General features: G+C 47.2%; 12 protein-coding genes. 10 read left to right on the forward strand and 2 right to left on the reverse strand.

Going from position 1 to position 15,110, the window contains the following annotated elements:
* The first annotated feature begins 85 nt into the window (after positions 1–85).
* The 6 genes from QUA42_RS07860 to rdgB all read left to right on the forward strand — a co-directional run bounded on the left by QUA42_RS07860 (position 86) and on the right by rdgB (position 6,628).
* Positions 86–1,111 (forward strand): long-chain acyl-[acyl-carrier-protein] reductase, encoded by a 1,026-nt coding sequence (locus QUA42_RS07860; RefSeq protein WP_333136638.1) that lies wholly within the window; start codon positions 86–88, stop codon positions 1,109–1,111.
* Between the two features lie 255 nt (positions 1,112–1,366).
* Positions 1,367–2,347 (forward strand): acetyl-CoA carboxylase carboxyl transferase subunit alpha, encoded by a 981-nt coding sequence (gene accA, locus QUA42_RS07865; RefSeq protein WP_006633352.1) that lies wholly within the window; start codon positions 1,367–1,369, stop codon positions 2,345–2,347.
* Between the two features lie 243 nt (positions 2,348–2,590).
* Positions 2,591–3,316, forward strand: a complete 726-nt coding sequence (locus QUA42_RS07870) for an SDR family oxidoreductase (protein ID WP_333136615.1) — start codon at positions 2,591–2,593, stop codon at positions 3,314–3,316.
* Positions 3,317–3,427: 111 nt separating this feature from the next.
* Positions 3,428–4,162, forward strand: coding sequence for a GTP cyclohydrolase I FolE (gene folE, locus QUA42_RS07875; RefSeq protein ID WP_333136617.1), 735 nt, complete (start codon positions 3,428–3,430; stop codon positions 4,160–4,162).
* Positions 4,163–4,412: 250 nt separating this feature from the next.
* Positions 4,413–5,825 carry a phosphoglucomutase/phosphomannomutase family protein gene (locus tag QUA42_RS07880; RefSeq protein ID WP_333136619.1) on the forward strand — a complete coding sequence of 471 codons (1,413 nt, stop codon included), beginning with the start codon at positions 4,413–4,415 and terminating at the stop codon, positions 5,823–5,825.
* A gap of 215 nt (positions 5,826–6,040) precedes the next feature.
* Positions 6,041–6,628, forward strand: coding sequence for an RdgB/HAM1 family non-canonical purine NTP pyrophosphatase (gene rdgB / locus QUA42_RS07885; protein ID WP_333136621.1), 588 nt, complete (start codon positions 6,041–6,043; stop codon positions 6,626–6,628).
* 156 nt (positions 6,629–6,784) lie between these two features.
* Here rdgB and QUA42_RS07890 read toward each other — a convergent pair whose 3' ends face one another.
* A complete protein-coding gene (locus QUA42_RS07890) occupies positions 6,785–7,123 on the reverse strand; it encodes a P-II family nitrogen regulator (protein ID WP_006633346.1) in 339 nt (112 codons plus the stop codon).
* A 353-nt stretch (positions 7,124–7,476) separates the two neighbouring features.
* On the opposite strand from QUA42_RS07890, the gene QUA42_RS07895 reads away from it, so the two are divergent.
* The 4 genes from QUA42_RS07895 (at position 7,477) to QUA42_RS07910 (ending at position 14,398) form a co-directional block, all read left to right on the forward strand.
* Positions 7,477–8,787: an MFS transporter gene (locus QUA42_RS07895; protein WP_333136622.1), complete on the forward strand. Its 1,311-nt coding sequence runs from the start codon at positions 7,477–7,479 to the stop codon at positions 8,785–8,787.
* A gap of 571 nt (positions 8,788–9,358) precedes the next feature.
* Entirely contained in the window at positions 9,359–11,194 is a 1,836-nt protein-coding gene (ilvB, locus tag QUA42_RS07900) for a biosynthetic-type acetolactate synthase large subunit (RefSeq protein WP_333136624.1), read from the forward strand.
* 195 nt (positions 11,195–11,389) lie between these two features.
* Positions 11,390–12,802 carry a serine/threonine-protein kinase gene (locus tag QUA42_RS07905; protein ID WP_333136626.1) on the forward strand — a complete coding sequence of 471 codons (1,413 nt, stop codon included), beginning with the start codon at positions 11,390–11,392 and terminating at the stop codon, positions 12,800–12,802.
* 330 nt (positions 12,803–13,132) lie between these two features.
* Positions 13,133–14,398 carry an FGGY-family carbohydrate kinase gene (locus tag QUA42_RS07910; protein WP_333136628.1) on the forward strand — a complete coding sequence of 422 codons (1,266 nt, stop codon included), beginning with the start codon at positions 13,133–13,135 and terminating at the stop codon, positions 14,396–14,398.
* Positions 14,399–14,506: 108 nt separating this feature from the next.
* Here QUA42_RS07910 and QUA42_RS07915 read toward each other — a convergent pair.
* On the reverse strand, positions 14,507–15,110 hold a 604-nt coding region (locus QUA42_RS07915), incomplete at its 5' end, for a transposase (protein WP_333136630.1).

Below are 15,110 nucleotides of genomic sequence, written 5' to 3' on the forward strand. Positions count from 1 at the left end.
ATATAAATTTTTAATTTTCCTTCTTCCTTCTTCCTTCTTTCTTCTTCCTTCTTCAATCTTCAATCTTCCTTCATTTGACAACTTAATGTTTGGTCTAATCGGTCACTTAACCAGCTTAGAACACGCCCAATCAGTAGCTAACGAGCTGGGCTATCCAGAATATGCCGATCAAGGTCTCGATTTTTGGTGCAGCGCACCGCCCCAAATAGTTGATCATATCACGGTAACAAGCATCACTGGACAAAAAATAGAAGGCCGCTATGTGGAGTCCTGTTTTCTGCCAGAAATGCTAGCCACTCGCCGGATTAAAGCAGCCACTCGCAAGATCATTAATGCGATGGCACACGCTCAAAAAAACGGGATTAACATCACTGCTTTAGGCGGCTTTTCTTCAATCATTTTTGAGAATTTCAACTTGCAGCAAATTAAGCAAATTCGCAATATCAAGTTGGAGTTCGAGCGCTTCACCACTGGTAACACTCACACGGCATACATCCTCTGCCGCCAAGTAGAAGAAGCAGCCCCAAAATTGGGGATTGAACTTTCAAAAGCCACTGTAGCCGTTTGCGGTGCTACTGGCGACATTGGTAGTGCTGTCTGTCGCTGGCTGAATGTTAAAACAAATGTAGCAGAATTGTTGCTCATTGCCCGCGACAAAGAACGATTGCAAGATTTGCAATCGGAATTGGGGCGAGGCAAAATCATGGATTTGGAAGAAGCCCTGCCCCAAGCGGATATTGTAGTGTGGGTAGCCAGTATGCCAAAGGGAGTAGAAATTGACCCTCAGACATTGAAGCAACCCTGTTTAATGATTGACGGTGGCTATCCGAAAAATTTGGCAACTCAGGTTCAGCATCCCGGAATTTACGTACTAAATGGCGGGATTGTGGAGCATTCCCTCGATATTGAGTGGAAAATTATGAAGATTGTCAATATGGATGTACCGGGCAGACAGTTGTTTGCGTGTTTTGCCGAATCAATGCTGCTGGAATTTGAAAAATTGTATACCAATTTTTCTTGGGGGCGGAATCAAATTACTGTGGAGAAGATGGAGCAAATCGGTCTTATTTCTGTCAAACACGGTTTCCGACCTTTATTAATGTCAGTTTGATGTTAAGAGTCAACAGTTAAATTTTCAAATTTAACTGTTGACTCTTTCGTTGGCATCGGAATAATATTTTTCGGAGTGCAGCGCGAGCTTGCGGATCGCGCTATATGATAATTTATGATGTGACCAAATTTGATATCATACAAAATTTAAAACTCAAAGTTGGCAATTTTTCCGTCTTTTTTACTATCCCCAGACAGGGTAGGATCGGAAAATAGTCGATCGACCAAACCTTAAAACCTTATAGAAATTATCAGCGTGGCAAACCCCGACCGCAAACCACTACTCCTAGATTTTGAAAAGCCGCTGGCGGAACTAGAAACCCGAATTCACCAGATCCGCGAACTCGCCGAAGAAAACAGCGTCGATGTTACCGACGAAATTCGCAAACTCGAAGCTCGCTCGACCCAACTGCGACAAGAAATTTTCAGCAGCTTGTCCCCCATGCAGCGGCTGCAACTCGCCCGTCACCCGCGCCGCCCCAGCACCCTCGATTACATTCAGGCAATTAGCGACGAGTGGATCGAGCTTCACGGCGATCGCCGCGGCGGAGACGACCCGGCCCTCGTCGGCGGAATTGCCCGCATAGACGGGCGTCCCACAGTCATCATCGGCCATCAAAAAGGCCGTGACACTAAAGACAATATCGCCCGCAACTTCGGCATGGCTGCTCCCGGTGGCTATCGCAAAGCCCTGCGGTTGATGGAACACGCCGATCGCTTCGGAATGCCAATTTTCACCTTTATCGACACTCCGGGGGCTTGGGCAGGCTTAGAAGCAGAACAGCTCGGACAGGGAGAGGCGATCGCCTGTAACCTCCGAGAAATGTTTCGCCTCGACGTTCCCATTATTTGCACCGTCATCGGCGAAGGCGGTTCCGGTGGCGCCTTGGGTATCGGCGTCGGCGAGCGGCTGTTGATGCTGGAACATTCCGTCTACACCGTCGCCACTCCCGAAGCTTGCGCGGCCATTCTCTGGAAAGACTCTGGCAAAGCTAACTTGGCCGCAGAAGCCCTGAAAATTACTTCCTGGGATTTGAAAAACCTCGGCATTCTCGATCAAATAGTACCCGAGCCGATCGGTGGCGCTCACTCGAATCCCCTCAAAGCCGCTTCCATGCTCAAACAAGCTTTGTTGGAAAACTTAGCAGAACTCACACAGCTTACGGCTCAGCAGCGACGCGAGCTTCGATATCAAAAGTTTCGCCATATCGGTGTGTTCACTGAAATTTCTGCTTGAGCCGATCGATTCAGAGTTATCAGTTATGTAGTGAACAATCTCTTAACTTCCAACTCATAACTGATAACTCACTATTCTGCGGATCTGTCAGCAGTGTTATAATTTCTCAGGTGACACGGCTTAACAGTTCTTAATGTTCATCTCATAATTAACTGTTATCGCCCGCAGCAGACAGTTGTCTAATTTGCCTCAGAAGGCTGCAACGCTGTAGGGGGTTGCCGAGCGAAAGTATTAGGACACTGAATGAACCATCCAACAACAAAGCAGGCTCTGATAACGGGAGCCAGCAGCGGTATTGGCAAAGCGACGGCTCTAGCGTTCGCCGCCGAGGGCATAAATCTGGCATTAGTTAGCCGAGAGTCGGAAAACTTAGAAGCCGTTGCCGCAGCAGCCCGAGAAGTCGGAGTGAAAGCAGAAGCTTATCCCTTAGACTTGGCAAAAATTGAGCAAGTGCAAAGCAGCATCAGCGCGATCGCATCTCAATTGGGTTCCGTAGATATCCTGGTCAACAGCGCTGGCATGGGCTACACCGGCTCATTGACCGAAACGCCGCTAGCCGAGTGGCAGAGCGTTCTAGACCTCAATCTAACTAGCGTTTGGCAGTGCATTTTAGGAGTTTTGCCCTCCATGCGCGATCGCGGATCGGGAATCATCATCAACGTTTCCTCGATCGCCGGCAGCCAAACCTTCCCCAACTGGGGAGCCTACTGCGTCAGCAAATTCGGTCTCATGGCTATGTCTAAAACCTTAGCCGCCGAAGAACGCGCCCACGGAATTCGCGTAACAGCAATCTGTCCGGGTTCTGTCAATACTCCCATGTGGGACACAGACACCGTGCACGCCGACTTCGATCGCACCGCCATGTTAACCCCAGAAATCGTCGCCCAATCAATTCTGCACGCAGTTCAGTTGCCAGCAAGTGCAGTAATTGAAGAAATCACGCTCATGTCCAACGCAGGAGTTTTGTGAACTTGAGATTTTAGACTGCTGGATTTTTCTCCAATTCAACAATCTTTGAATCTCTAGCTATATCCCCCAATCGAAAATCGAAATATCGATTCACCCTCACACCAAATTGTTATGACAATTGCATCTTCCGCCGATTCCAATGGCTCGAACTCACTCTCGACTGACAGCATGAAACTGTTACAAACCGCAGAAAACAACGCCCCGCGCATCCCAACTCGACCCGATCGCAATTCCTCGAACGGTCAAGAATCCAGCGTGCCCAAACCCTCAGAAGTAGGCCAAGAAGAAATGATGGAGGCCGTTCGCACAATGCTGCTGGGAGTAGGAGAAGACCCCGAACGCGAAGGATTGCTCAAAACCCCAAAACGGGTAGCAGAAGCAATGCGGTTTCTCACCAGCGGTTACAGTCAATCCCTCGAAGAACTCCTCAACGGCGCTATCTTTGACGAAGGTCACAACGAAATGGTACTGGTGCGAGACATCAGCGTATTCAGTATGTGCGAACACCATATGCTGCCGTTTATGGGCCGAGTTCACATTGCTTACATTCCTAACCAAAAAGTAGTGGGATTGAGCAAATTAGCCCGAATTTCCGAGATGTACAGCCGCCGGTTGCAGGTGCAAGAACGTTTGACGCGCCAAATTGCCGAAGCAGTTCAGACAATATTGGAACCGAAGGGAGTAGCTGTGGTAATGGAAGCCAGCCATATGTGCATGACGATGCGGGGTGTGCAAAAACCTGGTGCTTGGACGGTTACGAGTGCCATGTTGGGCGTGTTCCAAGAGGAACAGAAAACTCGCGAAGAATTCCTGAATTTGATCCGCCACCAACCGGCATTCTTTTAATCAGTTGACAGTTGACAGTTGACAGTTGACAGTTGGGAGTTAACAGTAATAGTAGATTGGGTTGAGGGACAAAACCCAACATCATCTATCAAGCAAGGCTAATGACAACTAACAGTCAGCAGTCAACAGTCAACAGCCACAGTACAGGCTATGGGAGCGATTCCCAAATCTAAAATCTAAAATCTAAAATCAGATGACGATCGACTGATAAACCCATAAAATAGACGGGTGACTCATGACTTGTGACTAAATGAATCCTATTAAATTCGGTACAGATGGCTGGCGCGGTATCATTGCTGACGATTTTACATTCGATCGCGTAGCGTTAGTCGCTCCCCTAGCGGCACAAGTTCTCGCACAAACCGGCAGCAGCGGTACCGTAATTGTCGGTTACGACCGCCGATTTCTGGCTGAAGAATTTGCCAAAACAGCGGCTGTTGCCGTCCAAAACGCAGGATTTGACGTGCTGCTGAGCGAATCCTACGCCCCCACTCCAGCTTTCAGTTTAGCTGCCAAACAATTAAATGCTTTGGGTGCGATCGTCCTGACAGCCAGCCACAATCCCGGTGCATATTTAGGGTTAAAAGTCAAGGGCGGATTTGGCGGTTCAGTTTCGCCCGAAGTTACTCAACAGATAGAAGCAAAACTCGACAATCCGGCGGCACTTTCAGCCAGTCCCGGGAAATTGGAGAATTTCAATCCTTGGCCGGCTTACTGCAAAACCTTGCGGGAAATGGTCGATATTGAAGCGATTAAAGAAGCGATCGCCAGCGGCAAAATTACAGTATTTGTAGATGTAATGCACGGTGCCGCCGCCGGAGGATTAGCTCAAATTTTAGAAGAAACGGTACATGAAGTCAACAGCGATCGAGATCCGTTGTTTGGTGGCGGTGCACCCGAACCTTTGCCGCGCTACCTGTCGCAGTTGTTCCGCGTGATGCGAACTCACCAGCGGAAAAGTTCAGGTTTGTCGATCGGATTTGTATTTGACGGAGATAGCGATCGAATTGCAGCCGTTGACTCTAGCGGCAACTTTCTCAGTTCACAAATCCTAGTTCCCATCTTAATCGAACATTTAGCAAAACGGCGCGGCTTGACCGGGGAAGTCATTAAAACAGTCAGCGGTTCAGACATAATTCCCAAAATTGCCAAGCTGTACAACTTGCCATTATTTGAAACGCCGATCGGTTACAAGTATATAGCCGATCGAATGTTAACCACCCAAGTCTTAGTCGGCGGCGAAGAATCGGGAGGAATTGGCTACGGTACACACATTCCCGAACGAGATGCTTTGCTGTCAGCGCTGTACTTGTTAGAAGCCGTTGTCAAATCCGGCGAAGACTTAAGCGAAATTTACAGCCGACTGCAACAAGAAACAAGCTTTACTTCAGCGTATGACAGAATCGACTTGCACTTAGCAAACATGGAAGAAAGGTCGCGTTTGCTGTCGCTGCTGCAAAATCAACCCTTAACAGAAATCGCCGGCAAAGCCGTTGTAGATTGCAACAAAGTTGACGGATATAAATTCCGCTTAGCTGACGGAAGTTGGCTGTTAATTCGGTTTAGCGGGACCGAACCCGTGTTGCGGCTGTATTCCGAAGCCGCTACATTGAAAGAAGTTATGCAAAACTTAAACTGGGCGAAAAATTGGGCGCATAATTAATCGTAGTTTTCAACCGCAGATAAACGCAGATGAACGCGGATAAAAAAAAGCTCAAATACCATCAGTGTTCATCCGCCGATATCTGCGGTCAAAAAATCCTATTATTTCCCAGCATACAAGCAATAAATTCCCAAGCGACCAGAAACAATATAACTTATTTGCGATCGTGCGACATTTTTTTTGTTAATATCAATTCGTAAGTTTTAATTGAAATAATGACCGATCGCAAATTGCTAGTTGTAGCTACGGGGAATCCGGGTAAACTCAAGGAAATGCAAGTTTATCTTCAGGATTTGGGATGGGAATTAGAGCTCAAACCGGAAGAGTTGGAAATCGAGGAAACAGGCGAAACTTTTATAGCTAATGCTTGCTTGAAGGCGTCGGAAGTGGCGAAAGCAACGGGCAAATGGTCGATCGCCGATGATTCTGGTTTAATGGTAGACGCACTCGACGGCCAACCTGGGATTTACTCCGCCCGCTACGGGAAAACCGATGCTGACAGGATATCTCGACTTCTCAAAGAATTGGGTAGCGAACAAAACCGGGAAGCACAATTTGTTTGCGCGATCGCGATCGCCCGTCCCGAGGGTACCATTGCCTTGCAAGTAGAAGGAATTTGCCGTGGCGAAATCCTCCACACTCCTCGCGGTACGGGAGGTTTCGGATATGACCCCATTTTCTACGTACCCACACAGCAACAGACTTTTGCAGAAATGACACCCGATATCAAGCGATCGCACTCTCACCGCGGTCGAGCCTTTCATGCTCTCATACCACAAATGCCGAACCTTGTCAACTCCTAATGAATAAAAAATCCCAAACAGGCGGTAACTGTGGCATTGGATATTGACACTTAGGTATCAAAACTGAACAGGAAAGAGATATTTCGTTGGCAATGATTAGTTACCGATGACCAATTACCAATGCCCTGTTTGGCCAATGCCCAATGCCCCAGTATCTTAGATTGCCTCCAAGTTCTTTTCCCCAGTCCGAATCCGAATAATTTGTTCTACAGGAGAGATGAAAATCTTGCCGTCGCCAATCTCGCCCGTGCGGGAAGCCGCGATAATTTTATCAACCACCATGTCAACTTGATCGTTTTCCACAACAATCTCCACCTTGAGCTTTTGTAAGAACTCAACGGTGTACTCAGAACCGCGATAGCGTTCTGTCATGCCCTTCTGACGGCCAAAACCTCTAACTTCAGAAACAGTCATCCCCACAATACCAGCATTGACGAGTGCGATTTTCACTTCGTCTAGTTTAAAGGGGCGAATAATAGCTTCAACCTTTTTCAATTTTTTCACTCCTAACAGTTAGTACCTTCGTTATATTACTTAATCGGCGTGACATCTTTTAATATCACGGCCAACAGCAAGTATTTTGTCAAGTATATTACCCTATCTTGTACTCACGATGAAATGCACGCCAACCTTTAACAATCTTCTCGGATTTTTCGGGGGCGCGGGTTCTGGGCTCCGGCTGATCGCGGTAGAGTTAAGAAGACTGCAGCAGGCGTCCCCCGCCGATCTGCTAAAACAGGAAAAGAACGCAGGAGACAGGAGTTTTCCGAGTTTCCGCTTTGCTATGTCAGATTTGCACGTATTGCTGAAAACTATAATTGCCAGAGGCGGTCAGTTAAACTATTCTTATGCACCCAGCCAGCCCTCCCCCTGACCGCAGCGGGCTTGATGCCCTACTGAGAAATCGCCCCTTCCTCGCCTTGTGGACGGGCCAGTTATTGGCCCAAGTGGCGGATAAAATCTTTTATGTATTGCTGATTATTCTGCTGAAAACTGGCGACTACCGACCCTGGCCTGTTTCTTGGCAGCATTCGGAAAATTCTATGGAAAATTCTATGCTGTCAGCGGTGATGATTGCCTACACCGTGCCGGCGATCGTGTTTGGTTCCGTAGCCGGTATCGTCGTAGACCGCTTTTCCAAAAAGCAAATGCTGATCGCCTGCAACGTGATTCGAGCCTTGCTGATTGTAGCTTTGCCGTTTTTGCCCAAAGCTTTTGTCGTTTTGTTGACGATGACGTTTTTGATCTCTACCGTAACGCAATTTTTTGCTCCGGCAGAAGCGGCCGCCATCCCCCTGACCGTGGGGCGAGAGGGACTGATGTCAGCAAATGCCCTGTTCGCGTCGTCCACAATGGGCGGGATTATTGTCGGGATGACGATCGGCGAACCGCTGTTTAGTTGGGTCAAACACAGCTTCGGATCGGCTTCTCAAGAGTTTTTGCTGGGCGGGTTGTACCTGATATCAGCAGGTTTGATCTATGCGATGCGGATCAAAGAAGGTCATGCCGGCAGCAGTGGCAAAAACGTCCATCCTTGGCAAGACCTCAAAGAAGGTTTGCGCTATTTGAAACACAATCACCTTGTCAGCAACGCGATGGTGCAGTTGACCATTTTGTATTCCGTGTTTGCGGCGCTTCAGGTGCTGGCGATCGCGCTTTCAGGCAAAATAGGTCTCAAAGAAACTCAATTTGGCTTTTTGCTCGCTGCTGCGGGAATTGGAATGGTCTTCGGTGCAGCCTTTTTGGGACACTGGGGCCATCGAATGCACCACAAACCTCTGCCTTTAATCGGTTTCTTGATGATGGGTTTTGTATTAGCAATGTTTGCCTTTACTCGACAGTTATGGGTGGGATTCGGATTGAGTGCTCTGTTCGGTTTTGGTGCTTCCTTAATTAACGGGCCGATGCAGGCTCTGATTCAAGAAAAAACTCCAGAATCTATGCGGGGCAAAGTCTTTGGATTGGAAAACAATGCGATTAATATTGCTCTGAGCCTGCCTTTAGCACTGACCGGCCCGCTGACGGATGCTGTCAGTAATGCTGTCGGCGACGATGAGTTGGGCTTGCGGATCGTGTTGCTGAGTTTGGGCTTTTTGGTCTCCGTGATGGGAATGGCAGCTTGGAAACATACTCGCAAAGTCTTGCAGGATGTTCTCTGAACTTTGCAAAGAAGGCAGAAGGCAGAAGGCAGACGGGATTGGTGTCAACTTAAGGTCAAATGTAGTACAGATCTACTGTTTGACGATGATTGTGGATATCCCCTGATAGTTGGGGGAAACCACAGCATTCTCTTTAGTTTCCCTTCTTAACGGGAATGGGAGCAGGATCGAGACTCGCGTCTAAACAAAATTTATCACGGGTTTTAGGCTAGTGTTGACACCAATGGGAAGAGGGAAGAGGGCTTTCTTTTCGCGATCGATCCATAACATCGCAACCGCCCTGATGGTTAGGACGTTCTTAATTGCTGAAACGATTGTTTTTCTTGTCGAATGGCGAATGACAAATGCTATACAAGCCTCATATCGCGGTAAACCGGCATAGAAGCCGCGATTTCGTCGGTTTCTTTTCTTCCTCTGCTGTTCCACGATTTATTGATCGGGCGAACCCTCTGCGATCGCGAAATCTTTTGTAAAATCTCACCACTTAAATTTTCATAGTTTCATTAATTGAGATTAAAGTAGTATAAAAGCTTTCATTAAAAATCATAATTAGTTTAAGGAAGGAAATTCTGTGCAACTAAAAACTAAAGTGACCATCAGACGTGCAACTGGTGGATTTGCTCTGATTGACAGCTTGATCCGCCACGGCGTCAAGCATATTTTTGGTTATCCCGGCGGCGCAATTCTGCCGCTTTACGACGAACTCTACCGCGCTGAAGAAACTGGCGCTATCAAACATATTCTGGTGCGCCACGAGCAAGGTGCTGCTCACGCGGCCGACGGGTACGCCCGCGCTACCGGAAAAGTTGGAGTTTGTTTTGCTACTTCGGGCCCGGGCGCAACTAATTTGGTAACGGGGATTGCGACAGCCCACATGGATTCGATCCCGATGGTAATTATTACTGGTCAGGTTCCCCGTCCGGCGATCGGCACTGATGCGTTTCAGGAAACTGATATCTACGGGATTACCCTGCCAATTGTCAAGCATTCCTATGTAGTGCGCGACCCGAGAGATATGGCGCGAATTGTAGCAGAAGCTTTCCACATCGCGAGTACAGGGCGGCCGGGGCCTGTTTTGGTTGACGTGCCCAAGGATGTGGGTTTAGAAGAATTTGACTATCTGCCCGTGGAACCTGGGGCGGTGAGAATTCCGGGCTACCGGCCGACGGTGAAGGGAAATCCCCGGCAAATTAATCAAGCAATTCATTTGCTGAAGGAAGCGAAGCGTCCTTTGCTTTATGTCGGCGGCGGGGCGATCGCGGCGGGGGCCCACGAGGAAATTAAGGAACTCGCCGAACTTTTCCAATTGCCGGTTACGACAACGCTGATGGGCAAAGGTTCCTTTGACGAAAACCATCCTTTGTCGGTGAAAATGCTGGGGATGCACGGCACTGCTTACGCTAATTTTGCCGTTACCGAGTGCGATTTGCTGATTGCTGTAGGGGCGAGGTTTGACGATCGCGTGACGGGCAAATTAGACGAGTTTGCCGCGCGCGCTAAGGTGATTCACATCGATATCGACCCGGCGGAAGTAGGCAAAACTCGCGGCCCTGACGTGCCGATTGTCGGAGATGTCCGCCAAGTTTTGCTCGATTTGCTGCGCCGCTGTCGGGAAACTGGAGTTTCGGGGAAAACCGGACAGACTGCGGAATGGCTGCACAGGATCGATCGGTGGAAACAGGACTATCCGTTAGTTGTGCCTCATTACCCAGAAATTTTGTCTCCGCAAGAGGTGATTTCCGAGTTGGCTACCCAAGCGCCGGATGCTTACTACACAACAGATGTCGGTCAACATCAAATGTGGTCGGCTCAATTCTTGAACAACGGGCCGCGCCGCTGGATTTCGAGCGCTGGTTTGGGCACGATGGGTTACGGGGTGCCGGCGGCGATGGGCGCGAAAATGGCGCTACCCGATGAGCAAGTGATTTGTATTGCTGGCGATGCTAGCGTGCAAATGAATATTCAAGAGCTGGGAACATTAGCACAATACGGCATTAATGTCAAGATTGTGATTGTAAATAACGGCTGGCAAGGCATGGTGCGGCAGTGGCAGCAGGCGTTCTACGGCGAGCGTTATTCGTCGTCGAATATGACTGTGGGGATGCCGGATTTTGTCATGCTGGCTGAAGCTTACGGGGTGAGAGGGATGCTGGTTTCGCGGCCGGAGGAACTCAAAGATGCGATCGGACAAATGCTCGCTCACGACGGCCCAGTGCTGATGAACGTGAAGGTGACGAGGGACGAAAACTGCTATCCGATGGTAGTTCCAGGTAAGAGCAACGCTCAAATGGTTGGTTTGCCCGATCGTAGCAAGTTGCAATCTGCGGAGTTGGTTTATTGTCCGAGTTGCGGCGCTAAGAATGTTTCCACCAATAACTTTTGTCCAGAGTGCGGGACAAAAGTTTAACTAGGGACACGGCAATGCCTTGTTTGGCAGGGGTTTAAACCCCTGCCGAGCTTTCGGGATCAGCGGTTTTTCGGGTTAAGTTGACACGATGAAAGGCAATGCGATGTCCTTACCGGGATCTGCTGTTTTACATGGAACACCATGTCCTCTGGCCTCGCATTGAGAGCTTTAATCTGTAATCTCTAAGCCTATTTTATGAGCCAGTGTCTAAACCCGGATTGCCTATTCAAAAACCCGTGTGGCTCTACAAAATTTTGTCAAAACTGCGGGAATAAACTGCTATTGGGCGATCGCTACCGAGCCCAAAAAATCATTGGACAAGGGGGCTTTGGGCGCACTTTTCTAGCTGTTGACGAGTATAAACCCTCAAAACCTCCCTGTGTTATTAAACAATTCTACCCCCAACTTCTAGGCACTTCTAGTATCCAGAAAGCTGCTGAGTTATTTGAGCTGGAAGCAGTCCGCCTAGAACAGTTGGGGAAACATTCTCAAATTCCCGACTTATTAGCATATTTTAGTCAAGATGGACGGCAGTATTTAGTCCAAGAATTCATCGACGGTGAAAATTTAGCCCAAACCTTAAAATCTCAGGGATATTTTAGCGAAACGCAGATTCGCGACTTGCTTAATAATTTATTGCCAGTATTCGAGTTCCTTCATTCCCGCCAAGTAATTCACCGGGATATCAAGCCCGAAAATATTATTCTTAGGCCAGATGGGCAACTGGTTTTAGTTGACTTTGGAGCCGCGAAATATGCGACACAAACGGCTCTAGGGCTAACGGGAACGAGAATTGGGACGGCGGGATATATGGCACCAGAACAAGCCAACGGTAAACCGATTCATGCTAGTGATATTTATAGTCTGGGTGTCACTTGTCTGTGTCTGTTAACTGAGGTTGAACCGATTGATTTATTCGATGATAGCGAGTTTGAGTGGGTGTGGCGAGAACACTTAAAAACATCTGTCACTTCGGAACTGGGTCAGATTTTAGATAAAATGATACAACCTGCTATTAAAAAACGTTATCAATCTGCTACTGAAGTTTTGCAGGCTCTTGGTACTCAATCACCTCAATTATCAGATCAAACACCTCCACCAGCAACGCCACCAGACTCGCTTAAATCAGCGCGGGGTGTTGACTATACTCGTCTGCGGGATTTATTAGCAGCAGGAAAGTGGAAAGAGGCGGATCAGGAAACAATAAAGGTAATGCTGAAAGCTGCGAGACGGGAGAAGGAAGATTATTTTGATACGGACTCAATTGATAATTTTCCTTGCGATGATTTACGCACCATCGACCAGTTGTGGGTAAAATATAGTCAGGGTCGCTTTGGTTTTAGCGTCCAGAAAAACATTTGGTTGGAAGTGGGCGGCAAAGTTGATTGGGATACTGAAAAGAAGCTCGGCGATCGTGTCGGTTGGCGAAACAGGAGAAAGGGGAGGAAAGATTGGTTGAGCTACAATGATTTAACCTTTAATCTGCAAGCACCAGAGGGCCATCTCCCTAGGCAACTGTGTGGGTGGTGGGGTGGGTTCCGGGGTTTGGGTGTGAAGTGGCGTTATGCTTCTTCTCTCGCATCGAGAGCTGTAAGCTGTAATCTATAGCAATTTCAGCCCTTTGTCAAGTATTTATTCTCGGACCTTTTTTACGAATCTATGGTTAATTAGCGAACAGTAATGCACCAATTATATTAAAATATATACAGCTTAGATATGCCCTATGAAATATAATTTACAACTGAATCTTTAGCAGACATAAAAAATCTCAGACCTATCGCTCGCAACTTAGAAAATCATCCCCTATTTAAAGAATACGCCAATAAATAGCAGATAAATGCTGATATGGCCGCAGAAGAAGCTGAGGAATGAAACAACCATAAGATGTAAATAAACTTTGTGGTTGACTCAAAATAGGAAAATTGGCGGGAGTGGCAAATGAATCTTTATTTGGGAATAGATTTCGGCACGACAGGCGCGCGATCGACAATCATCGACTCCCAGGGTACAATCCATTGTGAGACAGAATATACTTTTGCCCACGATCGACAGCCGGAATTGCCCTCAGTGTGGCAAAATGCGCTGTGGGATACGATCGAGCAAATTCCCCCAGCAATCCGCCGTCAGGTAAGGGCGATCGCCATTGACGGCACATCTTCCACTGTCATGCTGTGCAATACCGACGGTATACCAGTATGCGAGCCGATTTTATACAATGATGCGCGCGGTGCAGCGGTGACACAGAGGTTGCGGGCGATCGCGCCGGATAACCACACAGTATTGAGCGCTACATCGAGTCTGGCCAAACTCCTGTGGTTCCAAGACTTTCGAGAGGAAACCACCCCTACAGTTTTCCTGCATCAAGCTGACTGGCTGGCATTTCTGCTGCACGGAAAATTGGGAATTAGCGACTATCACAATGCTTTGAAACTCGGTTTCGATGTTGATACTTTGTGCTATCCGAATTGGCTGATAGAGGGAATTGCGGGCGCTGCAACTCCTGAATTGCCGCAAGTTGTCGCACCGGGCACGCCTGTGGGGGAAGTGAGAGCTCAAGTGGGCGATCGCTTCGGTTTTCCCCGCAATTGTATGGTTTGTGCTGGCACAACCGATAGCATTGCCGCATTTTTAGCAAGCGGTGTCCATTTACCAGGGGAAGCAGTAACTTCTCTCGGTTCTACATTAGCCGTGAAACTGTTAAGTCATACCCGCGTAGATGATTCTAGATACGGGATTTACAGTCATAAATTAGGCGATTTGTGGTTAGTTGGAGGTGCTTCTAATACCGGAGGTGCGGTGCTGCGGTATTTTTTTACTGATGTTGAGTTGCATAATTATAGTACACAAATTGATCCAGCACAAGAGAGTTTGCTGGATTATTACCCATTGTTGAAAAAGGGCGATCGCTTTCCGATTAATGACCCGAATTTACCGCCCCGACTCGAACCGCGTCCAACTGATTCAGTGGAATTTCTGCACGGTTTGCTAGAAAGCATAGCGCGGATTGAAGCGCGGGGATATCAATTATTGCAAGAATTGGGTGCAACTCCTTTGACAAAAGTTTATACTGCTGGCGGCGGGGCCAAAAATTCGGCTTGGAGTGCGATTAGACAGCGTTATTTAAAAGTGGCTGTTGAAACGCCTGTTCATACTGCGGCTGCTTATGGGACGGCTTTATTAGCAATGCGAGGTGTGACTGATTAGAGTTGTTGCATAAATCTTGGATGGATTGGGAAACCGCACATTTATGCAGATTAACGCAGATGCTTTGCTATAGCAATCCTAAATGATTTTCTATATTTATAAACAATCCTAAATAATTTTCTGTGTGTAAGTATATTGACGTATTTTGGGGAAATCAAATTTATGTTCGTTAGTAAAAAACTCAAACAAAAATTTCACAATCTTAAAAGACCTACATAAATACCAATACTTTCTTAAAAAGTTTTTAGCTTGTAACCAAATATCTTCAACGGGATTCTGTTGGGGAGCATTGGGAGCAAATAAAATACAAGTAATTGACCAATTATCAGGTTCTTTGTCACCATTTAGTTCTAATAAAAATTCTCTGAATTCTCCATATTTATGATAACTAGCTCCATCCCAAATCAAGATAAGTTGGCGATTCTTATATTTATTTTGTAAGTATTTTATGAACTTAACTGTTGACTTTCCATCACCAGATGGATGGCTCTGAATATGGAATTCGTTGCTTTGATAATTGAGTGCGCCAAAATAAGTTTGTCTATCTTTTTCATTGGTAATTGGAACTTCAATTCGGATTTGGGATTGACCCCAAACATAACCAGTCAGATCACCATGAAGTAGATGACATTCATCTAAAAACAATACTATTATTTCCCCCGATTCTATACCAGCCTTGTTTTTAAATAAAATATCGTTAATTTCTTCCCTC

The organism is Microcoleus sp. Pol11C2, assembly GCF_036701505.1.
GTDB lineage: Bacteria > Cyanobacteriota > Cyanobacteriia > Cyanobacteriales > Microcoleaceae > Microcoleus.

Coding starts and splice junctions, on each gene's coding strand:
- QUA42_RS07860 (WP_333136638.1), top strand. CDS start 86: ATGTTTGGTCTAATCGGTCACTTAACCAGCTTAGAACACGCCCAATCA.
- QUA42_RS07870 (WP_333136615.1), top strand. CDS start 2,591: ATGAACCATCCAACAACAAAGCAGGCTCTGATAACGGGAGCCAGCAGC.
- folE (WP_333136617.1), top strand. CDS start 3,428: ATGACAATTGCATCTTCCGCCGATTCCAATGGCTCGAACTCACTCTCG.
- QUA42_RS07880 (WP_333136619.1), top strand. CDS start 4,413: ATGAATCCTATTAAATTCGGTACAGATGGCTGGCGCGGTATCATTGCT.
- rdgB (WP_333136621.1), top strand. CDS start 6,041: ATGACCGATCGCAAATTGCTAGTTGTAGCTACGGGGAATCCGGGTAAA.
- QUA42_RS07895 (WP_333136622.1), top strand. CDS start 7,477: ATGCACCCAGCCAGCCCTCCCCCTGACCGCAGCGGGCTTGATGCCCTA.
- QUA42_RS07905 (WP_333136626.1), top strand. CDS start 11,390: ATGAGCCAGTGTCTAAACCCGGATTGCCTATTCAAAAACCCGTGTGGC.
- QUA42_RS07910 (WP_333136628.1), top strand. CDS start 13,133: ATGAATCTTTATTTGGGAATAGATTTCGGCACGACAGGCGCGCGATCG.